General features: G+C 65.1%; 17 protein-coding genes. 8 read left to right on the top strand and 9 right to left on the bottom strand.

Annotated features, from left to right (window positions below; all coding sequences use genetic code 11):
* Positions 1 to 37 precede the first annotated feature (37 nt).
* Together GJ654_RS08180 and GJ654_RS08185 are read right to left on the bottom strand one after the other, a co-directional pair.
* Positions 38 to 724: an HAD-IA family hydrolase gene (locus tag GJ654_RS08180; protein ID WP_155445663.1), complete on the bottom strand. Its 687-nt coding sequence runs from the start codon at positions 722 to 724 to the stop codon at positions 38 to 40.
* Between the two features lie 76 nt (positions 725 to 800).
* Positions 801 to 4,208 carry an AsmA-like C-terminal region-containing protein gene (locus GJ654_RS08185; protein WP_155445664.1) on the bottom strand — a complete coding sequence of 1,136 codons (3,408 nt, stop codon included), beginning with the start codon at positions 4,206 to 4,208 and terminating at the stop codon, positions 801 to 803.
* Between the two features lie 155 nt (positions 4,209 to 4,363).
* Here GJ654_RS08185 and GJ654_RS08190 point away from each other — a divergent pair, with 155 nt between their 5' ends.
* The 5 genes from GJ654_RS08190 to GJ654_RS08210 all read left to right on the top strand — a co-directional run bounded on the left by GJ654_RS08190 (position 4,364) and on the right by GJ654_RS08210 (position 9,684).
* The gene (locus GJ654_RS08190) at positions 4,364 to 4,834 is read left to right on the top strand and encodes a peroxiredoxin (RefSeq protein ID WP_155445665.1); all 471 of its coding nucleotides are present in this window, start codon (positions 4,364 to 4,366) and stop codon (positions 4,832 to 4,834) included.
* A 241-nt stretch (positions 4,835 to 5,075) separates the two neighbouring features.
* The gene (gene parE / locus GJ654_RS08195) at positions 5,076 to 7,106 is read left to right on the top strand and encodes a DNA topoisomerase IV subunit B (protein WP_155445666.1); all 2,031 of its coding nucleotides are present in this window, start codon (positions 5,076 to 5,078) and stop codon (positions 7,104 to 7,106) included.
* A 44-nt stretch (positions 7,107 to 7,150) separates the two neighbouring features.
* Complete coding sequence (locus GJ654_RS08200; RefSeq protein WP_155445667.1) at positions 7,151 to 7,687, top strand: cytochrome b; 537 nt, start codon at positions 7,151 to 7,153, stop codon at positions 7,685 to 7,687.
* Between the two features lie 65 nt (positions 7,688 to 7,752).
* Complete coding sequence (locus GJ654_RS08205) at positions 7,753 to 7,995, top strand: hypothetical protein (protein WP_155445668.1); 243 nt, start codon at positions 7,753 to 7,755, stop codon at positions 7,993 to 7,995.
* A gap of 204 nt (positions 7,996 to 8,199) precedes the next feature.
* The gene (locus tag GJ654_RS08210; RefSeq protein ID WP_155445669.1) at positions 8,200 to 9,684 is read left to right on the top strand and encodes a DEAD/DEAH box helicase; all 1,485 of its coding nucleotides are present in this window, start codon (positions 8,200 to 8,202) and stop codon (positions 9,682 to 9,684) included.
* 91 nt (positions 9,685 to 9,775) lie between these two features.
* Here the strand turns inward: GJ654_RS08210 and GJ654_RS08215 are convergent, their stop codons facing one another.
* Together GJ654_RS08215 and GJ654_RS08220 are read right to left on the bottom strand one after the other, a co-directional pair.
* A complete protein-coding gene (locus tag GJ654_RS08215) occupies positions 9,776 to 10,561 on the bottom strand; it encodes a lytic murein transglycosylase (protein ID WP_246664660.1) in 786 nt (261 codons plus the stop codon).
* 174 nt (positions 10,562 to 10,735) lie between these two features.
* Positions 10,736 to 11,566 carry a pyruvate, water dikinase regulatory protein gene (locus tag GJ654_RS08220; protein ID WP_155445671.1) on the bottom strand — a complete coding sequence of 277 codons (831 nt, stop codon included), beginning with the start codon at positions 11,564 to 11,566 and terminating at the stop codon, positions 10,736 to 10,738.
* A gap of 103 nt (positions 11,567 to 11,669) precedes the next feature.
* Between GJ654_RS08220 and GJ654_RS08225 the strand changes: the two genes are divergently transcribed.
* From GJ654_RS08225 to hisI, 3 genes are all read left to right on the top strand, one after another.
* Positions 11,670 to 13,481, top strand: a complete 1,812-nt coding sequence (locus GJ654_RS08225) for an aminopeptidase P family protein (RefSeq protein WP_155445672.1) — start codon at positions 11,670 to 11,672, stop codon at positions 13,479 to 13,481.
* A 90-nt stretch (positions 13,482 to 13,571) separates the two neighbouring features.
* Positions 13,572 to 14,201: a GTP cyclohydrolase I FolE gene (folE, locus tag GJ654_RS08230; protein WP_425540378.1), complete on the top strand. Its 630-nt coding sequence runs from the start codon at positions 13,572 to 13,574 to the stop codon at positions 14,199 to 14,201.
* Positions 14,202 to 14,323: 122 nt separating this feature from the next.
* Entirely contained in the window at positions 14,324 to 14,716 is a 393-nt protein-coding gene (hisI, locus tag GJ654_RS08235) for a phosphoribosyl-AMP cyclohydrolase (protein WP_155445673.1), read from the top strand.
* On the opposite strand, the gene GJ654_RS08240 is transcribed toward hisI, so the two are convergent.
* The 5 genes from GJ654_RS08240 to phaC all read right to left on the bottom strand — a co-directional run bounded on the left by GJ654_RS08240 (position 14,674) and on the right by phaC (position 21,059).
* Positions 14,674 to 15,468, bottom strand: coding sequence for a TIGR01458 family HAD-type hydrolase (locus GJ654_RS08240; RefSeq protein ID WP_155445674.1), 795 nt, complete (start codon positions 15,466 to 15,468; stop codon positions 14,674 to 14,676). The genes hisI and GJ654_RS08240 overlap by 43 nt on opposite strands.
* 60 nt (positions 15,469 to 15,528) lie before the next feature.
* On the bottom strand, positions 15,529 to 17,229 hold the full coding sequence (locus GJ654_RS08245) for a methyl-accepting chemotaxis protein (RefSeq protein ID WP_196305473.1): 1,701 nt from the start codon (positions 17,227 to 17,229) through the stop codon (positions 15,529 to 15,531).
* 64 nt (positions 17,230 to 17,293) lie between these two features.
* The gene (locus GJ654_RS20765) at positions 17,294 to 17,743 is read right to left on the bottom strand and encodes a hypothetical protein (RefSeq protein ID WP_196305474.1); all 450 of its coding nucleotides are present in this window, start codon (positions 17,741 to 17,743) and stop codon (positions 17,294 to 17,296) included.
* A 97-nt stretch (positions 17,744 to 17,840) separates the two neighbouring features.
* Positions 17,841 to 18,749, bottom strand: a complete 909-nt coding sequence (locus tag GJ654_RS08250) for a hypothetical protein (protein WP_246664661.1) — start codon at positions 18,747 to 18,749, stop codon at positions 17,841 to 17,843.
* A gap of 195 nt (positions 18,750 to 18,944) precedes the next feature.
* Positions 18,945 to 21,059, bottom strand: coding sequence for a PHA/PHB synthase family protein (phaC, locus tag GJ654_RS08255; RefSeq protein WP_281406395.1), 2,115 nt, complete (start codon positions 21,057 to 21,059; stop codon positions 18,945 to 18,947).
* Between the last annotated feature and the right edge of the window lie 126 nt (positions 21,060 to 21,185).

Genomic DNA, 21,185 nt, shown 5'->3' on the forward strand with positions numbered 1-21,185 from the left:
ATAACGGGGAAACATGGTTAACAAAGTGTTAACGCGCTCAACCATCTGACTTCGGCAGCACAACGAGCCCCAGCCCCCGGCAGTCCTCCAGCACCACGTCAGCGCCGCCCAAATCGTCGGCGCCGCAATAGGCCGAGCGCACGGCGATCACCCGCAGGCCCGCGCCCTTGGCGGACAAAATCCCGTTGCGCGAATCCTCCACCGCCACGCACTCGCCGGCAGGAAGCTCCAGCAGGCGCAGGGCGAGGTCATAGACATCCGGAGCCGGTTTCTTGCGCTCCACCATGTCCCCAGCGGCCACGCCGACAAAACGGTCGCGCCAATGCGCTCCCAGCGTCGAGGACAGCAGCGCCTCGATGTTGGGCAGGCTGGTCGTGGTGGCGATGGCGAGTTTTGTTCCTCGCTCCCGCAGCGCGTCCAGAAACTCGGGAATCCCCGGCCGCAGCGAAACCTCGCCGCCTTCCACCATGCGCGTGTAAACGGCCGTCTTGGCCTTGTGCAGCGCGCCGATCTGCTCCGCCTCCATCGGCGGCTTTTCAAAAATCTCCAAAAAGTGCGCGATGCGCTCCTTGCCGCCGGTCACCTTGAGCAGGCGCCGGTAAAGCTCCTGGTCCCAGCTCCAGTCCAGACCCGCATTCGAAAAAGCCCGGTTGAAGGCGAGGCGATGAACCTCCTCGGTTTCCGCCAGCGTCCCGTCCACATCGAAAATCACTGCTTTGATCATGGGGCCTCCGCGCGGACTGTGCGACAGACCAGGCGAAAGGCAAATTTTAAAATGACCAAAGCGGCTTCAAAAAAACTTAATTGCCGACGTCCGTCGGGAAGGCGCCAAACACTTTTCTCAAAATGCCGGGCGTGATCGCCGACAGCGGATTGACCGACAAGGCCGGCGCGCCGAGGCGGCCCGTCACGCGGAAATTCACGCCGATCAAACCTTCCTTGTCGCCGCCGCCGAGGATGAGGCCGACGACGGGAAGCTGTCCGAACAGGTTGTTCACTCCATAGGCGGGCACAAAAGTTCCGGAAAAATCCAGGGTGTCGCGGTTGAAGTCGGCCACCCCCTCCAGCGTCGAGCCGATATTGGTCGAGGCGATGGCGCCGTCGCGCACCCGCAGCACGCCGTCGCGATTGTCGATGACCGCGTGGAGGCGGCTGAACGCCACCATGTCGGTGTTGAGCTGCGCCCGCGCCGCGAATTGCTCGCTGGCCGGCGCCGAGGCGAAGGAGCGGATCGCCGGCTCGCCACGGAGCACGAATTTGTCGATGTCCACCGGCCCGGCGAGCCCGCCGTTCGCCAGGCGGAAGGCGGCGCGCAGCCGCCCTCCCTCCATATGTTCGTAGAGGTCGAGGAAGGCCAGCAGCCCGCCCGCGTCGGTGGAGGTCGCCTTCAGCAAGGGCGGCCCGGTGTCGGGACGGCTCAGGCTCATCTCGACGAGATCGTCGCCGAGTTTGCCGGAAAAGGTCAACGAGCGGAAGTTCGTCCCCTTCTTCGACAGCCGCAACACCGCGTTGGAAAGGATCTGCCGGTTGGCGCCGGACATCACCGTGGTTTGCAGGTCGAGGTCGATGTCGGCGGTGTCGGGCCGATCCCCGGCGCGGGTAAAACTTTTCAGGAAGGGCCGGGCGTCGAGCGACTCGCCCTTGGCGGTGATTTTCAGCGTCTCCCCGGCCTTGCTGGCCTCGAGTTGCAGGGAATCGCCGGGCGAAAGTTTCAATTGGCTGAATTTGGCGGAAACCAGCCCGCCGTCCGAGCCCAGTTGCGCCGCGCCCCGCGCGGAAGCGCCGCCGCCCTCGAACACGATCTGGTCGAGCGCCGCCCCGCCGCGCTCCTCGTCACGATAGGCAAAACTCGCCTTGGCCGGGCGCCCCGCCGGCTTGTACAGGCCGGGGATGGGATAGTTCAGGCTGGCCTTGGCGAGGTCGATCTCCACCTGCGCCTGCTGGCGCGCCCCGCCGACCGAGCCGGCGATCTTGACCGCCATCGGCCCCGTGAGCGCATTGCCGAGGGTGATGCCCGCCTTCGCGCGCGCCGCCTCGTCCATGACGAAGCCGATCAAGCCCTGCGCCGGCTCGTCGCCTTTTTGCGTCACATCGAGCGTCGCGGCGACGCCAAAAAGCTTTCCGGTTCCCGTGACTTTCAGCGCGCGGTCGGCCACGGTCACCACAAGGCTGCCCTGGTCGAACTTCTCCTTGCCCAGCAGCCGATCAGCCGAAAAATTCTCGACCTTGCAGGAGACGTCGAGCGCCCCTTCGGCCGGCCCGACGCCCGGCCCGATCAGGGTGCGATAGGCGAAAGTTCCGTCGAACTGGCCCCGGATCGTTTTCGGGTCGAGCGGCATGTTGGCGACTTTTTCAAGCCCGGGCCGCGACAGGATTTCGCCGAGCACGTCGACATGGCCGCGCGCCCGGGTCGCAACATTCAGCGGCATCGGCCGCGCCGCGATATTCGGCATGGAGAACTGACCGTCGGAAAGGTCGATCCGATGGCCGGGCGCGCTTTCCATCGCCCCGCCGGTCGCGGTGAAATGGGTCGCGCGTCCCGTGGTGCGCCCCTGACCGCCCAGGCCGGTCACCGCCGGCGCGCCCTCGAGGAAGGTGAAGGCGACGTCCTTGAGGGTGTAATCGATGAGGATGCGGTCATCCATCGGCGGAATCTGCGCGCGCATCATGCGCAGGTCGACGTCGTCGAGATCGACGGCGAGGCGCAGGCTTTCCATGATTCCGCCCTGCAGGTGGTCGCCGAGCCAGCCGCGCGGCGCCGCGCCGAAGGCGTTGGGCCAGATCGCCAGCACGCCGGCCGCCGGCGTTTTCGCCATGGAAATGCCGAGCCGCACATGCGGGCCGTCGATCCAGTCGATGCTGCCCTGCATGGCCGCCGCCAGTTCCGGGCCGCGCATCTCGACGCGCTTCACGTCGAGCCGCTTCGCCTGGGGATCGAGGCTGAAGTCGCCGGTGAACCCCACGAGCGTGATGCCCTTTTCATTGGCTCGGTCCGGCCCGATGGCGCCGGGCTCCGTCTGCTCGAACTGGATGGTCCAGGGGTCGCCGGGCTCGGCGGGCGCCGAGACCGCCCCATGCAGGAACAGCCGCGTCGGCCCGGAAAACACCTGCGCCTGATCGACGACCAGCCTGTGGACGCCGGGCTCCCAGCGCAGCGCGACAAAAGCCTCGTCGATGAAGGTGGGGGCGAAATCGGGATCGTCGTAGCGCCAGAAGCCGGAGCTCAAGCCCAGGCGGGCGTGGGCGTCGAGCACGTGGCCATCGGCCTGGAACGAGGCTTCCGCCTTCAGGTCGAGGGAAATGTCGGAATCGACGGGCAGGCTCGCCTTTCCCAGCGCCAGCGCCAGTTCGTCGATGGTGAAGCCGCCGCCCTCCAGCGTCAGCGCGCGCGGCTCGTCGCGAGCGCCGCGCACGTCGCCGCGCAGCCGCCAGCGTCCGTTGGGCCCGTCGGCGGCGACATTCACCTCCGCCACGCCCTGGCCGCCAGCCCGCTTGCGGTCGAGCGCGAAGGCGAAGTTTTCGAAGCCGCGCGTCTGGCCGGCGGCGAGGTCGATCAGCGCCAACCGGCCGCGTCGCACGCCAAAATGATCGAGTTGCGCGATCGGGCTGTCGCGGCCCGAGGCCAGATCGAACACATTGTTGATGGCGTGTCCGATCTGGGCCAGGATTTTTCCACGGGGAGCGGCCGGCGCCGCGGCTCCGGCCTGGGGTGCCGGCGCGTCGGGCGCCGGAGTTTCGTCAGCGCCAAAACTCATGTCGACCCCGCCGTCGGGCAGAATGCGCAATTGCACCTGGAGGTCTTCGATATCGACGCGGTTGGGCTCGATCGCCCCCGCAAACAGCGCCGCGGTCGAGACATGCACGTCGGCCTTGGGGGCGGACAGGATCTTGTGGCCGTCGCCGTCGCGCACGGCGATCCCGGTCAGCGCCAGCGCCAGCCCGCGTTCGTCGCGCTCCAGCGCCAGCCCCTCGATCGTCAGCTTGCGGCCGGCGCCGATGCGATCCTGAAGCGCGCTGACTGCCAGGGGCCGCAGCGGTTCGAGATCGACGCGCCCGCCCGCGAATGTGTAGAGACCCAGTCCGGCGAAAACCACCAGGGACAGCAGGACGAAGGACAGCGCCGCCCCAGCCACACGCCAGGATAGCCGCCGCTTGGTCTTTCGGCGCGCCGGACGGCGCAGGCTGACTGTATCCCCCCGCTCCGTCAATTTCCCTCCGCTCGAATCTCGCTTGCCAGGCTGACGAAGCGCGCCGAATCGCACAATATGATTTAGAATGGTTCTCGCCCAGGTCGCCACGCCTGACAAGAACCGGCTTCATCGGCGTCGAGCAACGCCACACCATTCTGACGAAAGGAAGGCCAATGGCCAAGGTTTTGGAGATCGGCGATCCCGCCCCCGATTTCACGCTGCCCCGTGACGGCGCCGGATCGCTCGGCCTGAAAAATTTTGGCGGGAAAAAGCTCGTCCTCTATTTCTATCCCAAGGACAATACGTCCGGCTGCACCGCCGAGGCGAAGGATTTCAATGCGCTACTGATGGAATTCGCCGAAACCAACGCCTCCGTGGTCGGCGTCTCGCCCGATCCGGTGAAATCCCACGACAAGTTCCGCGAAAAATTCGAACTGGCCTTCCCCCTGCTCTCCGACGAGGCGAAATCCATGCTGGAGGCCTATGGCGTCTGGGTGGAAAAAAGCATGTACGGCCGCAAGTACATGGGCGTGGAGCGCACCACGTTTCTGATCGATCCCGCCGGAAAAATCGTCAACATCTGGCGCAAGGTGAAAACGACGGGCCATGCGGCCGAGGTGTTGAAGGCCGTCAAGGCGATGTGAAGCGGGGGGACAGGATCGAATCGCGCAGGGCGCGGTTCGTTCCTGTCCCCGCCTTCAAGGCCCCGGATTTTAGGACAGGAACGCATGGCGCTCCCAAGCGCTCGCCTGAACGGCGAGTGGGCGGGGCGCAATGCGATCCAGTCCCCACACGAACGCCCGCCCGCGTTCTCGTTTTCGTTCCGTTCCCTTTTGCCCGACTTTTTGCTAGGACGTCGGCTGAGAAAACGCGAATCGAGTTCAGATGGCCGCCAACGACGATCTTTTCGGCAATGCCGCTCGGGCCAAAAAGGCTCCCGCGGAGGCGCGCAAACCCGCGCCGCCGCCCGGCGAGGAGGGCTATACCGCCGCCTCCATCGAGGTCTTGGAGGGCCTGGAGCCGGTGCGCCGGCGCCCCGGCATGTATATCGGCGGCACCGACGAGACCGCCCTGCACCATCTGTTCGCCGAAGTGCTCGACAATTCCATGGACGAGGCGGTGGCGGGCCACGCCACCCGCATCGAGGTGTTTTTCGAACCCGACGGTTTTTTGTCCGTCACCGACAACGGGCGCGGCATTCCCGTCGATCCCCACCCGAAATTTCCGAAAAAGTCGGCGCTCGAAGTGATCATGTGCACGCTGCACGCTGGCGGCAAGTTCGATTCCGGGGCCTATCAAACCTCCGGCGGTCTGCACGGCGTCGGCGTCTCCGTCGTCAATGCTTTGTCCGAGCGGCTCGAAGTCGAGGTGGCGCGGGCGCAAACCCTGTACCGCCAAATTTTCGAGCGCGGGCATCCCGTCGGAAAACTGGAGACGGTGGGGCGCGTCGCCAATCGGCGCGGCACAAAGGTGCGCTTCCGCCCCGATCCCCAGATTTTCAAGGACGTCTGCAAGTTCAGCCCCGCGCGCCTGTTCAAGATGGCGCGGGCCAAGGCCTATCTGTTCGGCGGCGTCGAAATCCGCTGGAAATGCGCGCCCGAGCTTCTGGACCCCAACGGCAAGACGCCCGCGGAAGCCGTGTTCCACTTCCCCGGCGGCCTCAAGGACTATCTCGCCGCCGACATCGAGGGCAAGACGCAGGTCGCGGATTCGTTTTTCGTCGGGAGGATCGACAAGGCGGAGCGCCATGGTTCGCTCGAATGGGCGGTCGCCTGGCTCGCCCATGACGACGGCTTTGTTCATTCCTACTGCAACACCATTCCGACGCCGGACGGCGGCACCCACGAGAGCGGGCTTCGCCTGGCTCTGTTGCGGGCGCTCAAGGACCATGCCGAGCGCATCGGCCAGGGCAAGCGCGCCGGCGCGATCACCGCCGACGATTTGATGGCCGGCTGCGCCGCGCTGATTTCGGTCTTCATCCGCGAGCCGGAATTCCAGGGGCAGAACAAGAGCCGTCTGATGACGGTGGAGGCTTCGCGCATCGTCGAAAATGTCGTGCGCGATTCCTTCGACCATTGGCTCGCCGCCTCCCCCGCCCAGGCGAAAAACCTGTTGGACTGGGCGATCGAGCGCGCGGAAGACCGGCTGCGGCGCCGCGCGGAAAAGGACGTGGCGCGCAAGTCGGCGACGCGAAAGTTGCGCCTGCCCGGAAAGCTGGCGGACTGCACCAATACGGCGGCGGAAGGCTCGGAGCTGTTCATCGTCGAGGGCGATTCGGCGGGCGGCTCGGCCAAACAGGCGCGCGACCGGGCGAGCCAGGCGGTGCTGCCGCTGCGCGGCAAAATTCTCAACGTCGCCAGCGCCACCCGCGACAAGATGGCGGCGAACCAGCAGATCGGCGACCTCGTGCAGGCGCTCGGCGTCGCAACCGGCGCGCATTATCGCGCCGAAGAGTTGCGCTACGACAAGATCATCATCATGACCGACGCCGACGTCGACGGCGCCCATATCGCCTCGCTGCTGATCACCTTCTTCTACCGGCAAATGCCCAAGCTGATCGAGCAGGGCCACCTCTATCTGGCGGTCCCGCCGCTCTACAAGCTGACCCAGGGCGCCAAAACCTTTTACGCCCGCGACGAAGTCCATCGCGACGAGATCATCAAGAAGGAATTCGGGCGCGGCAAGGTCGAGATCAATCGGTTCAAGGGCCTGGGCGAGATGATGCCGCAACAATTGCGCGATACCACCATGGCCGTGGGCAAGCGCACCTTGCTCAAGGTCGGCATTGTCGAGGAGGATCGCGAGGAGACGGCGGATTCCGTCGAACGGCTGATGGGGACCAAGCCCGAAGCGCGCTTCGCATTTTTGCAAGAGCGCGCCGCCTTCGCGGCGCAAGCCGATCTGGTTGATCTTTGAACAGCAAAGATTATGAATTCGAATATCCAAACAGGAGGATTTTCATGAGCGAACCCGCAAAAACCTACACCAAACCGCAGATCGGCCTGCACAACATCATGGCCCTGCTGCTCATCGCCCTCTACTTTTTCGGCCTGTCGCTGGAATCGTTCCCGAAGGAAGTTCGCGGGGAATACGTGAACTACCACAAGCTCGGCGGCGTCCTGATCGTCGTGCTGCTGCTGGCGCGCATGACCCTGCGCAGCGTCACGCCGCCGCCGCCCTTCCCCCCGTCGATGGGACCGGGCTTCACCAAGATCGCCCATCTCGGCCATTTCGCCCTCTACGCCCTGATGGCGATCGTGCCGATTTCGGGCATGGCCATGAGCATGGCGGCCGGACGCGGCATCAACTTCTACCTGTTCCAGGTCGCCTCGCCGTTCGAGGCCAACAAGGCGATCAGCGGCCCGCTGCACGAGGTCCACGAAGTCGCCGCCAATGTGCTGATTTTCCTTGTGCTCGGCCATGTCGCGGTCGCGCTCTACCACCAGTTCGTGCTCAAGGACAACCTGCTCTACCGCCTGAGCCCGAAGGGCAAGTAATCCACTTCGGGTAAGGGTCGTTTAACCAACGACAGGCATTCTGGCGGCGACAAGGAGTCGCCAGAATGCCCTTTCAAACGGAAGAGCCGGAGCCGCGCGCGCCGAAATTCTTCGACAAGATCGCGCTGTTCAGCGCGGTTGTGTCGTTGCTTTGCGTCCTTGGCGCGCATCTCATCGATCGCATGTCCCAGGACGGGTCGCTGATGGCGCTGGTGAAGTCGCGCGCCGCGCCGGAGATCGACTATTCGGGAACGGCGTCGATCGGGAAACCCGCTCATGGGACGCTCAATCCTTGCGGAGACCGCTAGGATTACAGAAAGCCGTTGACTTTCACGCCGTCCGGACTAAATGTCCGGGCGGCGTTATTCGTTCGCGCGCGCCCGTTCCGCAGTTTCGCGCCATTGCGCAAAGGCGGCGGTAGTTTACCCCCTGTCCGAAGCCGGTCAAATCCGGCGTTTTGCAAGTCGCGAGCAAAACCCCAAGTCTCTGACGACGTAAAACTGGGAACCTTAATGCAATTTTCCGAACTCGGCCTCAGCGAAAAGGTGCTGCGCGCCGTGGAAGCCTCGGGGTATACGACCCCCACGCCGATTCAGGCGCAGGCCATACCTTTCGCGCTGACCGGGCGCGACGTGCTGGGCATCGCCCAGACCGGAACCGGCAAGACCGCCGCCTTCGTTCTCCCCATGCTGTCGCGCCTCGAACAGGGCCGCGCCCGCGCCCGCGTTCCGCGCACGCTGATTCTGGAGCCGACCCGCGAACTCGCCGCCCAGGTCGAGGAAGCCTTCAACAAATACGGCTTGCAGCACAAGCTGAACGTCGCCCTGCTGATCGGCGGCGTGTCGTTCGGCGACCAGGAAACGAAAATCATGCGCGGCGCCGACGTGCTGATCGCCACGCCCGGCCGCCTGCTCGATTTTTTCGAGCGTGGCAAGCTGCTTCTCACCGGCATCGAGATCCTCGTCATCGACGAGGCCGACCGCATGCTCGACATGGGTTTCATCCCGGACATCGAGAAGATCTGCAAGCTGGTGCCGTTCACGCGGCAAACCCTGTTCTTCTCGGCGACCATGCCGCCGGAGATCACCCGGCTGACCGAACAGTTCCTGCACAATCCGGTCCGGGTCGAAGTGGCGCGCGCCGCGACCACCGCCACCACCATCGTGCAGGGCCTCGTCGCCTCGCATGGCGGCGGCGACAAGCGCGAGACCCTGCGCCGCCTGCTGCGCGAAGCCGAGGATTTGAAGAACGCCATCGTGTTCTGCAACCGCAAGCGCGACGTCGCCATCGTGCACAAAAGCCTGGTCAAGCACGGTTTTCCCGCCGGCTGCCTGCACGGCGACATGGACCAGCCGGCGCGCATGGCCTCGCTCGACGCCTTCAAGAACGGCGACATCGACATTCTCGTCTGTTCCGACGTCGCCGCGCGCGGCCTCGACATTCCCGATGTCAGCCATGTCTTCAACTTTGACGCGCCGAGCCACCCCGAGGATTACGTCCACCGCATCGGCCGCACGGGCCGCGCCGGGCGCAGCGGCGTGTCCATCACCCTCATCACCACGGACGATCTCAAACACCTTCATCAGATCCAGGATCTGATCAAGAAGGAGATCGACTGGCTCGGGCCGAAACTCGACGATCTGCCGCCGCCTGAACATACCGAGCGCGACCGCGCCCGCGCCACCCGCACGCGCGACCGGCGCGGCGGCCGGGTGGAGCGCAGCGAACGTCCGGAGCGGAGCCGGCGCGAACGCGTCGTTTCCGATGAGCCGCCCCGTCCCGAGCGGGCGCCTCGTGAGCGCGTCGCGGCGGAAGAGGCGCGTCCCCCGCGCGAAAAGCCGGCGCGCGAGGCGCGGGAGCCGCGCCCGCCGCGCGAACAGAGGGCGCCGCGCCGCCGCGAGCGCGAGGACGACGGCCCCGCCGTCGTTGGTTTCGGCGATCATCTCCCCGGCTTCCTGATGCGCCCGGTGCGGGCGAAGGCCAAGCGCGCGGAGTAAGCCGCGCGCCGGAGAGACCTCCAACAGTCTTGAATAAAAAAGCCGACCGTTCATCGCGGTCGGCTTTTTTGCGTTCGCGGAACGCCCCGCCTTACGGCGCGGCGTCGATCTCCGCGCCGACCTTGGCGATGGCCTGCTGGTAGACGCTGGCGGCGTTCCACTCTTTCAGCGCGCCGAAATTGGGTTCGCCCGGCCCGTAGCCGGCGCCGCGCGTCCAGCCGTGCGCCTTCAGGTAATTGGCGGTGGACATCAGCGCGCCCTGCGCCGAGTCCAGGCTGCCCAAGCCATATTGCAGCACGGTCTTCGGCATGAACTGGGTCATGCCGACCTCGCCATGCATGGAGCCGATGGTGCCGGCGGAGAACACGCCGCGATCGACCAGGGTCAGCGCGGCGTTGAGCTGGTCGGTGAAATAATCGCTGCGGCGGCAGTCATAGGCGAGGGTCGCCACGGCGGACAGCATGTTCTGGTGGCCCGAGACCGCGCCAAAACCCGTCTCCATGCCCCAGATCGCCAGCAACGGGCCGGGCGGCACGCCATAGGTGCTTTCGATCTGGGCGAACAGGGCGCTGTACTGGTGCTTCAGCTTCTTGCCGCGCGCGGCGATGGCGGAACAGCCGCGCTTCTGGCAAAAGGCCGGAAGCGACAGATGAAAGCTGTGCTGGCCCCGGTCGGCGTTGATGGTCGCCTGGGCGTAAGAGGTCGACATCAGCGCGTTAACCGCGCGCTGGCTGAACTTGCCGCCGATCTCGCGGGCGTAGCTCGCCTTCCAGGCGTCGAATCCGCCGGCGGAATTGCCGCATTGCGCCGCCTGGGCGACCGGCGCGAACGCCAGGGCGCCGACGACGCCCATCACCATCGTTGAAACTGCTTTCATCATGATCCTCATGCGCGCTCAAAAGGGGAATTTGTTCGGCGTGATCTTAGCCAAAACGGCGACCGACGCGAGTGTAAAATCGCGCCAAGGCGCGCAAAGCGGCGCTCCAGCCGCGGGCTGTGGCCGCCCCGGCGCGCCACCACGACGCGGCCGGCGCAGGCGACGAACCCCACCCTACTCGCCCATGAATTTCAGCTGGTGCGAGCGATAGAGGTCCATGATCGCCGCCGCCGTTTCCTCGATCGACCGTCGCGTGACGTCGATCATCGGCCATTGGCGCTGGTTGAACAGCCGCCGCGACTGCGCGATCTCGTCCGACACCATGGCGCGGTCGACATAGCTGGTGTTGTCGGCGACGTTGAGCGACAGCAGGCGGTTTTCGCGGATCTGGACAATGCGCTCGGGCGCGGCCAGCAGGCCCACGACCAGCGGACGCCTGAGCGCGAAGATCGACGGCGGGATCGGCGCGCCCGGCACCAGCGGCAGGTTCGCGGTCTTGATCCCGCGATTGGCGAGATAGATGCTCGTCGGCGTTTTCGACGTGCGGCTCACGCCCAGAATCACCACGTCGGCGTCCTCGAATTCGTCGACCATCTGGCCGTCGTCATGGGCCATCGTGTAGTTCAGCGCCTCGATGCGGCGGAAATATTCGGAATTCAGCGTGTGCTGCGCGCCCGGACGCGGGCTTTGCGACGGGCCGAGATAGGAATGGAACAGGTTGACGATCGGCTCCAGCACCGACAGCGACACCGCGCCGAATTCAGCGCAGGCCGCCTGCAACTCGCTGCTGAGCGCCTCGTCGACCAGGGTGTAAAGCACGATGCCCGGCGCTGACTGGATCTCGTTGATCACCCGCGCCAGCTGGTCGGCGTTGCGCACCAGCGGATAGACGTGCTCGATCGACACCGTCCCCTGATATTGCGCGACGACGGCGCGACTGACGGCGATCAGGGTTTCGCCGGTGGAATCCGAAACAAGGTGCAGGTGAAAGTAATTGCGGGTCATCAGCGAGTCCCGGGGATGCGAGTCGCATGTTTCTAGCGCCTTTCGCGGCGAAACGCAGCCGGGCGCCCTTTCATTGCGGCAACAAAACGGCTTAACTCAAAAAATGTTTGACTCGCTTTATCAAAACTTCAGCGAAACCGCCGATCCCTCGCTCGGCGCGCCGCGCCTGAAGGCGCTGCGCGCGAGCCTGCGCGCGCAAAAGCTCGACGGTTTTCTGGTTCCCCGCGCCGACGCGCACCAGAACGAATATGTCGCGCCCTGCGAGGAGCGGCTGGCCTGGCTGACCGGCTTTACCGGCAGCGCCGGTTTCGCCGTCGTCTTGCGCGACAAGGCGGCGCTGTTCGTCGATGGGCGCTACACGATCCAGGCGCGCGAGCAAGTGGACGCCGACGCCTTCGCCGTCCTGGCGCCGGAAAAGACTCCGCCCGCCGAATGGCTGGCGCAGAACGCTCGAAAAAAGTCGCGCATCGGCTACGATCCCTGGCTGCATACGCCAGCAGGGGTGGCGCGCTACGAAGAGGCGGCCAAGCGCGCAGGCGCGGACCTCGTCGCGATCGACGCCAACCCCATCGACGCGCTGTGGCGGGACCGCCCCGCCCCGCCCCGCGGCCCCGTGGCGCAGCACCCTTTGAGCAAGGCCGGCGAAAAAGCGGAAAAAAAACTTTCGCGGATCCGCGACGCCTTTGAGGCCGACGTCTTTCTGATCAGCGACCCGCACGACCTCGCCTGGGCCTTCAACCTGCGCGGCGCCGACCTCGGCCATACCCCGATCGCGCTCGGTTTTGCGCTGATTTTTAGGTCGGGCGAAACAAGACTGTTTTTTGAACCGGAAAAACTGAGCGCGCGCGTGGGCGCGGCGCTGGCCGCCCTCGCCGACATCGCCTCGCCCCAAACCCTGCCGGCGGCGCTCGCGGAACTTGGCAAGAAGAAGCGCAAAATTCTCTTCGATTCCGGGACGGCGGCGGCGGCGCTGACGCGGATCGCCAGCGCGGCGGGCGCGCAGGTCGAACTGGGGCCAAGCCCGATCGCGCGGATGAAGGCGTTGAAAAACGCCTGCGAACTCGACGGCGCCCGCGCCGCCCATCTGCGCGACGGCGTGGCGCTGACACAATTTTTGTGCTGGTTCGACGCCGAGGCGCCCAAGGGCAAACTCACCGAAATCTCAGCCGCCCTGGCGCTCGAACACTATCGCCGCGAGACCGGGGTTATAAAAGACCTGTCGTTCCCGACCATTTCCGCCTTCGGCGCCCATGCCGCCCTGCCCCATTACCGCGTGACCGAAGGGTCCAACGCGAGAATCGGCAAGGGGGTTTATCTCGTCGATTCCGGCGCGCAATATTTGGATGGCACAACGGACGTCACCCGAACGGTGACGGTCGGAACGCCGTCAAAAGCGTTCACCGACGCCTACACGCGCGTGCTGAAAGGCCATATCGCCATCGCCCGCGCCGTGTTTCCACACAAAACGGTCGGCGCGCAGCTCGACGCGCTGGCGCGGCTGGCGCTGTGGCGCGTGGGACTCGACTTCGACCATGGCGTCGGCCATGGCGTCGGCTCCTATCTGTCCGTGCACGAGGGACCGCAGCGCATTGCCAAAATGGGGACGGTGGCGCTGGAGCCGGGCATGATCCTGTCCAACGAGCCCGGCTATTATCGCGAGGGCGCCTTCGGCATCCGCATCGAAAACCTGGTGGCGGTGGAGCCGAAGCGGATCGCCGGGGCCGAGCGCGACATGCTCGGCTTCGAAACCCTGACGCTGGCGCCCATCGACACCCGGCCGGTGGACGCGTCGATGCTCGATGCGGAGGAGAAGGCCTGGCTCAACGCCTATCACGCGAGGGTGCGCAAAACGCTGTCGCCGCTGCTGTCGGCGCCGGAACGCGCCTGGCTGAAGCAGGCCACGGCCGCTGTGTAGGTTACGGTTTCGTAAAATTGGGGCTAAAGCTGGCAATCGCCGCAGCACGGCCTATATCTGAAAGATAGGTCCGCCTGACGGAGACGATCCTTGGACGACATGGTGAAATCGGCCCGCCCGCACCGCGAGCGCCCCGCAAAGAACGTAGCGCACAAGCCGACCCGCGAGGAAGCCGAGGCCGCCGTGGCGACCCTGCTGGCCTGGGCCGGCGACGATCCGAGCCGCGAGGGTCTGCGCGACACGCCGGCGCGGGTCGCCAAGGCGTACGAGGAATTGTTCGCGGGCTACGCCCAGGAACCGTCGGATGTGCTCGACACCGTGTTCGAGGATGTCGGCGGCTACGGCGAAATGGTGCTGGTGAAGGACATTCCCTTCTATTCGCATTGCGAACACCACATGGCCCCGTTCTTCGGCCACGCGCATATCGCCTATTACCCGGCCGGCGGCGTGTTCGGCCTGTCGAAATTCGGACGTCTCGTCGACATTTACGCGCGGCGCTTGCAGACGCAGGAGACCATGACGGCGCAGATCCTGGCGGCGCTGGACGCCCGCCTGCACGCGCGCGGCGCGGCGGTGATGATCGAGGCCGAGCACATGTGCATGTCGATGCGCGGTGTGCGAAAACCCGGCTCGACCACCGTGACCATGCAGTTTTCGGGACCGTTCAAGACCGATCCTGCGGAACAGGCGCGGTTTTTGAGTCTGGTGAGGGGAAGGTAATTCTCTTCAACGTTTCCGCCGTCATTGCGAGGAGCGGAGCGACGAAGCAATCCACGATTCGGCGCTTCGCAGGGTGGATGGCTTCGCTTCGCTCGCAATGACGGGATTATCCGTGAGTTCCCATGTCCTTCCCTCCTCCCTCCTCCGACAAACAAACCCTTGAAGAAGGCGCCGTCTTCACGCCCAAGTTCGACGCCAACGGCCTGATCGTCTGCGTCACCCAGGAGGCGGCGACCGGCGAAATTTTAATGCTCGCCTATATGAACGAACTGGCGCTGGAAAAGACGCTCGAAACCGGCGTCGTCCATTACTGGTCGCGCTCGCGCAACGCGCTCTGGCGAAAAGGCGACACTTCGGGCCAAGTGCAAAAGCTCGTGGACATGCGCGTCGATTGCGACCAGGACGCCGTGCTGGTGCGCGTCAACGCCGGCGGCGATGGAAAAGCCTGCCACACCGGCCGCAAATCCTGCTTTTATCGCGCCGTCTCGCCCGAAGGCCGCCTCTCCGAGGTTTGAAGCAGTTTTTCCACCGCCTGCGCCAGATCGTCGGCGACCAGTGTGGGATCGACGCGTTTTTCGTGCCCCGGCCGGTACTTTCCGGTGCGCACCAGAATGCCCGCGAGCCCGGCGGCCATCGCGCCGCCGATGTCGGCTTCGGCGTCGTCGCCAATCATGGCTGTCTGCGCCGGAGCGAGCCCCATGGCGGCGACCGCGCCGAGAAAAAAGTCGGCGCTGGGCTTGCCGAACACATGCGCCGTTCTATCAGAGGCATATTCCAGCGCGGCGACAAAACCGCCGACGTCCAGACTCAGCTTGCGGTCGCCATCCAAGAAATTGCGGTTGCGCGCCAGCGCCAAAAATTCGGCGCCGTCGTGGATCAGGCGGAAGGCGTGGTTGAGATTGGCGTAGGAAAAGGCATCGCGCGCGTCGCCGATCACCACCGCGTCTTCGCCGGGCTCGACACCGTCGAAATCTTCGAGAAGATCGGGATGGATCAGCAGGAACGGTTGTGCGCCGCTCCGCCGCAGATGGTCGCGCGCCAGACTCGCCGGGGTGAAGAGATCGGCCGGATCGACATGCAGGCCAATATGCGCGAGATCGGCGATCAGGCGCCGGCGCGGTTTTGTGGTCGTGTTGGTGACGAAACGCAGCGGCGCGCCCGCCCCGCGCAATTTCGCAATGGCTTCCAGCGCGCCGGGCAGCGGCGCGCCGCCGACAGTGACGACGCCGTCGAGATCGAGGAGCAGGCCGCGCACGGCTGAGAGCATGCAAACCTCCAGGCTGAAGCCATGCTCTCACGACGCCCGGGCGCGGCGCAAGGTTCCCCCCTACGCCGTCTTCACCTGCGCCAGGAATGCGTCGCATTCCTCGCGCAATCTCCGCGTCTGGCGCGACAGATCCATCACCGCCTCCAGCATCTGGTTGGCCGATTGACCCGATTGCCGCGACGCCGCGCGCACTTTTTCGATCACCTGGGTCAACTCGGCGGTCCGGGCCGCCGTTTCGTGCACGTTCTCGGCGATCTCGCGCGTCGCATCGCCTTGCGCGGTCACGGAGACGGCGATGGCCGAGGCGATCGAATTGACCTCGTGGGTCGCTTCGGTCATCGCCCCGATGCCGCCCGCCGCCTCCTGGGAGGCGCGCTGGACATTGCCGATCTGATCGGAGATTTCCGCCGTGGCGCGCGTGGTCTGCTCGGCGAGCGATTTCACCTCCTGCGCCACCACCGCGAAGCCCCGGCCCATTTCGCCGGCGCGCGCCGCCTCGATGGTGGCGTTGAGGGCCAGCATGTTGGTCTGCTGGGCGATGCCGGTGATCAGCTCGACGATGCCGCCGATATGCGCAATGGCGCCGCCGAGCTCCTCCATCCGCCCATGCGTCTTGTCGGCCTCACGCTCCGCATGGGACGAAAGGTCTTGCGACCGGCCGGCCTGCCCGCCAATTTCGTCCACCGAATGCGCCAGCTGCTCGGCCGCCGCCGCCAGCGAGCGGATGTTGGCCGCCGCCGTCTCCGCGGCATGCGCGCCGGATTCCGCCTGGTCGCCGGTGTGGCCGGCTTCCTCCGCCAGCGACCGCGCGACCGTCTCCAACCGGTTGGCGGCGCCGGCGACGGCCGTGACCACGCCCCCGACGGCGGCTTCGAAGCGCTCGGCGAGCGCGCGCATGTCGTTCGAGCGCGCCTGGGCGGCCTCGCGCCGCGCCTGCGCCCGCTGCGCGCTCGCCGCCTGGTTGGTGTCGTTGAGATTGCGCCTGAAAGCGTCGATCTCGCGGGCCATGGCGCCCATTTCGTCGGACCGGTCGAGCCCCGGCAGAACCGCGTCATACTGGCCCTGCGCCATTTCGCGCAGGACGGCGGTCGTGCGCGTCATCCGTCCGGCGATGAAACGGCCGACGCCCCAGGCGGTGGCGATGAACATGAGGACCAGCGGCGTCACCCAGAGCGCGACCCGCCAGGCCATAGCCATGACCTGTTCGAGATTGTCGTCGAGATAGACGCCGCTGCCGATCACCAAGCCAAACTCGGGCATGGACTTGACATAGGCAAGCTTCTCGACCGGCGTTTCCTTGCCGGGTTTCTTCCAGTTGTAGGTGGTGAAGCCCTCGCCGCGCGTCCGTGCGAAATCGGTCAGAATCTGGAAGGGACGGCCGCCGTTCGGGTCGGTGATGTCCTTGAGATCCTTGCCCTCGAGTTGCGGCGTGACCGGCGTCAACAGTCCGATCCCGTCCAGGGACAGACTGTAGATGTAGCCGGATTGGCCGAAACGGAGCGGGCGCAAATGCTCGAGCCCGGCGCGAATCGCCGCCTGCTTGTCGCCGCCCGCTTCATCGACGCTCAGCTTGAGGATTTGCGTGGCCATCTCGACTTCGGCGCGCAGTTCCCCGCGGCGATGCTCGATCGTCTCGTTGTAGAAGTTGTTGAAAGCCACCGCGGTGCCCAGGGCCATCGTGACCAGCGCGGCCAGCGCGAGCGCCAGGACCATTTGTGTGATGGAAAGCGAAAAACGCGGACGCGCGGAAGCGCTGGGCATTGCGGCAAGCTCCAATGAGTATTGGCCGCAATGTCGCCGACTCCGCTTGCGCGAAGCTGGTTGGTTATTCGCGCGAAACCGCGCCACGCCGCACCACGACGATGGGACGGTGCTGTTTGGCGCGCCGGATCTGGATGATGTGCGGCGGCTCGCGGAACACAACCGGCTTGTCCGACAGGATTTCGATGCTGGGCGGACGAGGCCCATAGATGCGCGGATCGATGAACTCGTGGGTGACGATCTCGCTGGGCGGCGGCGCGACGCCGGGCGGCGCCATGAACATCGGCCATCCCCCGCCGTAATTGTTCCAGCCGGGACGATGATGATGATGCCGACCGAAGCCGGGCGGGTGTTGGCCGATCGGAGGACGAGGCCCCGGCATGATCGGACGATGCATGGCCGGCCCATGCCCCCCCACCGGACCATGCCCCCCCACCGGACCATGCGCGCGCTGTGCAAAGGCGGGACATGCCAGCGCGACCGATGTCGCGAGAAAAAGGGCGATCTGTTTCATTTTGCGGCTCCCCGCCTGCCCATGCGTTACAGTAGCGAACACCTGCCACGTTTTCAAGGGAATGCCGCAAGGGAGGCGCCAGTGACGCAGAGGAGTCTCAGAACAGCATGTTGAACCTCAGCATGCTCTGGATGCGCTCAAAATTGTCGAGGTCGAGTCCTCGCGAGTAGCCCGCCGCATCGCCGGCCACCTGGAAGTTGACCGTCCCGGACAAGCCGATGTGCTTGGTGACATGCGTCGAGAAGGTTGGGCCGATATAGAGCGCCTCGCCCGAAAAACGGTTCAGCCCGAGGCCTTCATAGGCGCGCAGATAACGCATTTCGCCGCCCAACACGAGCGAGGAGCCGACACGCGTCGACAAGGCGCCGTGAAGCTCCAGACTGGAATCTTGCGACCATGCATTGGCGCCGATGTCGTTCGACACGCCAAGGCCGTACCAGAGATTGAAGGCGCCCCAGAGCCGGTCCTTGATCAACTCCTTGTCGGCCAGCAGCGCGAATTCGCTACCATATCCGACGGCCGGCGCGCCGCTCGCCTCGTCGGTCGGGCTCCAGCCGGGCTGGGCGTGCAGCGTCAGGCCGAACGGCATGGTTTCGCGGTCGAGCAGCTTGTAGCGAATCTCCAGGACGGCGCCCTGGAACGCGGCCTGGCTGCGGTTGTCGTAACCGGGAACGTTGCTGATGCCGTAGGCGCCCCAGGATAGGCCGGGCGCGATGCGGAAATTGTCGGTCACTACGAATTTGAGCAGGTTGAGCGCCCCCAGCGTGTTATAAGCTCCCGTGCGCTTGCCGAACAGGCCGACATTCTCGTTTTCGAATTCGATTTCGCCCTTCTCGCCAATGTCCGAGCCCATGGTGAAGCCAAAAATGTGCTCAGTGTCGACATGTTCGTGCTCGGTCACGCCGCCGCCGAGCGCCGCGCCAAGGGCGCCCGTGCGCCAAGCGGGCGTGTCGGCTTGCGCCGGCGCGCAGGCGATCATGGCCGCGCCGGCCGCGAACGCGCCCATCCATTTCACCAAGCCGTTCCGCGCATCCCATGCCGAACCAAACATCCGCATCCCCCGGTCAGTAGCCCCAACGGCCTGATAAACCGACACTAACGGGAAGGCCGATCCGCCGTAAAGCAAATCGGACTTATTTTAGAATCATTCTAAAGAGAAGCGTCCGGCGCCAAATTCAGTCGCCGGACGCGGAACGCGCGCTTACGCCTTGACCCGCACATAATCTCCGGGCGCGTCGCCCAAAACCTTGACCTTGCCGCAGCCGGGTTCTCGAGCCGGGACTTTTTCGGGGGCCTGTTCGGTGACCCAGTTCATCCAGTCCGGCCACCAGGAGCCGGGGTGAAGCTCGGCCTTGGCCACCCAGTCGTCGAAGGCGCCCTGCGGCTTGGGGCCGGTCCAATACTGATATTTCGGCTTCGGCCCCGGCGGGTTGATCACCCCGGCGATATGGCCGGAGCCGCCCAGAACATAGCGCATCGGCCCGCCGAACAGCTTCGCGCCGGTGAACACCGATTTCGCCGGGGCGATATGGTCTTCTTTGGTGGCGAGATTGTAGATCGGAATCTTGACCTTGCTGAAGTCCAGGGTCACATCGCCCAAAACCATCTCGCCGCGGCCCATGCGGTTTTCCAGATAGCAGTTGCGCAGGTAGTAGGAATGGTTGGCCTTGGGCATGCGCGTGGAATCGCTGTTCCACGTCAGCAGGTCGAAGGCCGTCGGCTCGATGCCCTTGAGGTAATTGTTGACGACATAGGACCAGATCATGTCGTTGGGCCGCAGCATGTTGAAGGCGTTGGCCATCGACCGGCCTTCGAGATAGCCGGCCATCTCCATCTCCGCCTCGAGGTTCTTGATCCTGTCCTCGGAGGCGTACACTTTCAGGTCGCCCGCATCGGTGAAATCGACCTGGGTGGTGAACAGAGTGGCGGAGGCGATGCGGTCGTCGCCCTTGGCCGCCATATAGGCGAGGCTCGCCGCCGTCAGCGTGCCGCCGACGCAATAGCCGATCGCCGTCACCTTCTTCTCGCCGGTGATGGTCTCGATCTGGTTGAGCGCCTCGAACACGCCTTCCTTCAAGTAGGCGAGGAAATCCTTGTCCGCGTGGCGTGCGTCCGGATTGACCCAGGAGATGCAGAACACGGTCAGCCCCTGCGACACCGCCCAGCGAACAAAACTTTTTTCCGGGTTGAGGTCGAGGATATAAAACTTGTTGATCCACGGAGGAATGATCAGCAGCGGCCGCTTGTAGACCTCTTCCGTCGTCGGCGCGTATTGCAGCAGCTCCATCAGGTCATTTCGGAACACCACCTTGCCGGGGGTGGTGGCGAGATTGACGCCGAGTTTGAAATTGCCGCCGGACGACTGGCGGATGCGCAAGGTTCCGTCGCCGGCCGCGATGTCCTCGGCGAACATCTTCATGCCGCGCGCGAGATTTTCACCCTCGGCTTTCCAGGTGGTGTGAAGGACCTCCGGATTGGTCAGAAGGAAATTCGACGGCGCGAGCGCGGCCGAGATCTGGCGGATGTAGAACGCCGCCTTGTCGTGGGTGCGCTTGTCGAGTTCGGCGTCGTCGACCATGTGCTCGGCCCAGGCCGCCGAAATCGTGTAGGCCTGGCGCATGAAATCGAAAACAGGATGCGCCTGCCAGTCGGGCGAGGCGAAACGCTTGTCGCGGGGGTCGACGGGAATGAGCGGCTGGGTCTCCTCGCCGGCCATGCGGCGCAGCGTGTTGGTCCACAAGTCGAGGAAACTGGTGGACAGGCTCGTCTGCGCCTCGATCGTGCGCACGGGATCGGAGAGCCAGTATTCGGCGACGTGCCCGAAGGTCTTGACGGCGTCGGCGACATCGTCGGCGAAGCCGGTCTTGACCTTGCCTTCCTCGACCGGCTTGACCATGGCGGCGAACGCCATGCCGCCCTGTTCCACGGCCCGGGCGAAATTCTCGGCCATGCGCTCGAAATCGGGGATGCGCGCGGAGGGCTCCGCCGCCGGCTTGGGCGCGCTCTCCGCCGTTTTTGCGACCTTGTCGGCCGGTGGCGGGCTGTCGGCGGTTTTTTTCGCCGGCGCGACGGGTTTGGGTGACTCCACGGGTTTGGCCTGCTCGGCCTTCTTGACCGGCTCGACCGTCTTGGCCGGTTCGACCGTCTTGGCCGGCACGACCGTCTTGGCCTTCACCGCCTTCTTGACCGGCTCCACCCTTGGCGCCGCAGGGGCGCCTTTGACCTCGCCGGCGTTCTTGTCGGCGCCGTTCGCCGATTTCTTGGCGCTTTTCCGTTTGGCGGCCGGAACGAATTGTTTCCCCGGACTGACGTTCATTGGGGCTCCCTCACCTGTTGCCGGGCTCTTTTCGCTTCTTTTCAGCCGCTGTCCCGTTTCAGACATAATAAGACTTTATTTGACAGCTTAAGCAATGATCCGATGGGCGAACGCCCACTCGGTTAG

This window comes from Rhodoblastus acidophilus, from assembly GCF_009720655.1.
Lineage (GTDB): Bacteria > Pseudomonadota > Alphaproteobacteria > Rhizobiales > Beijerinckiaceae > Rhodoblastus > Rhodoblastus acidophilus_A.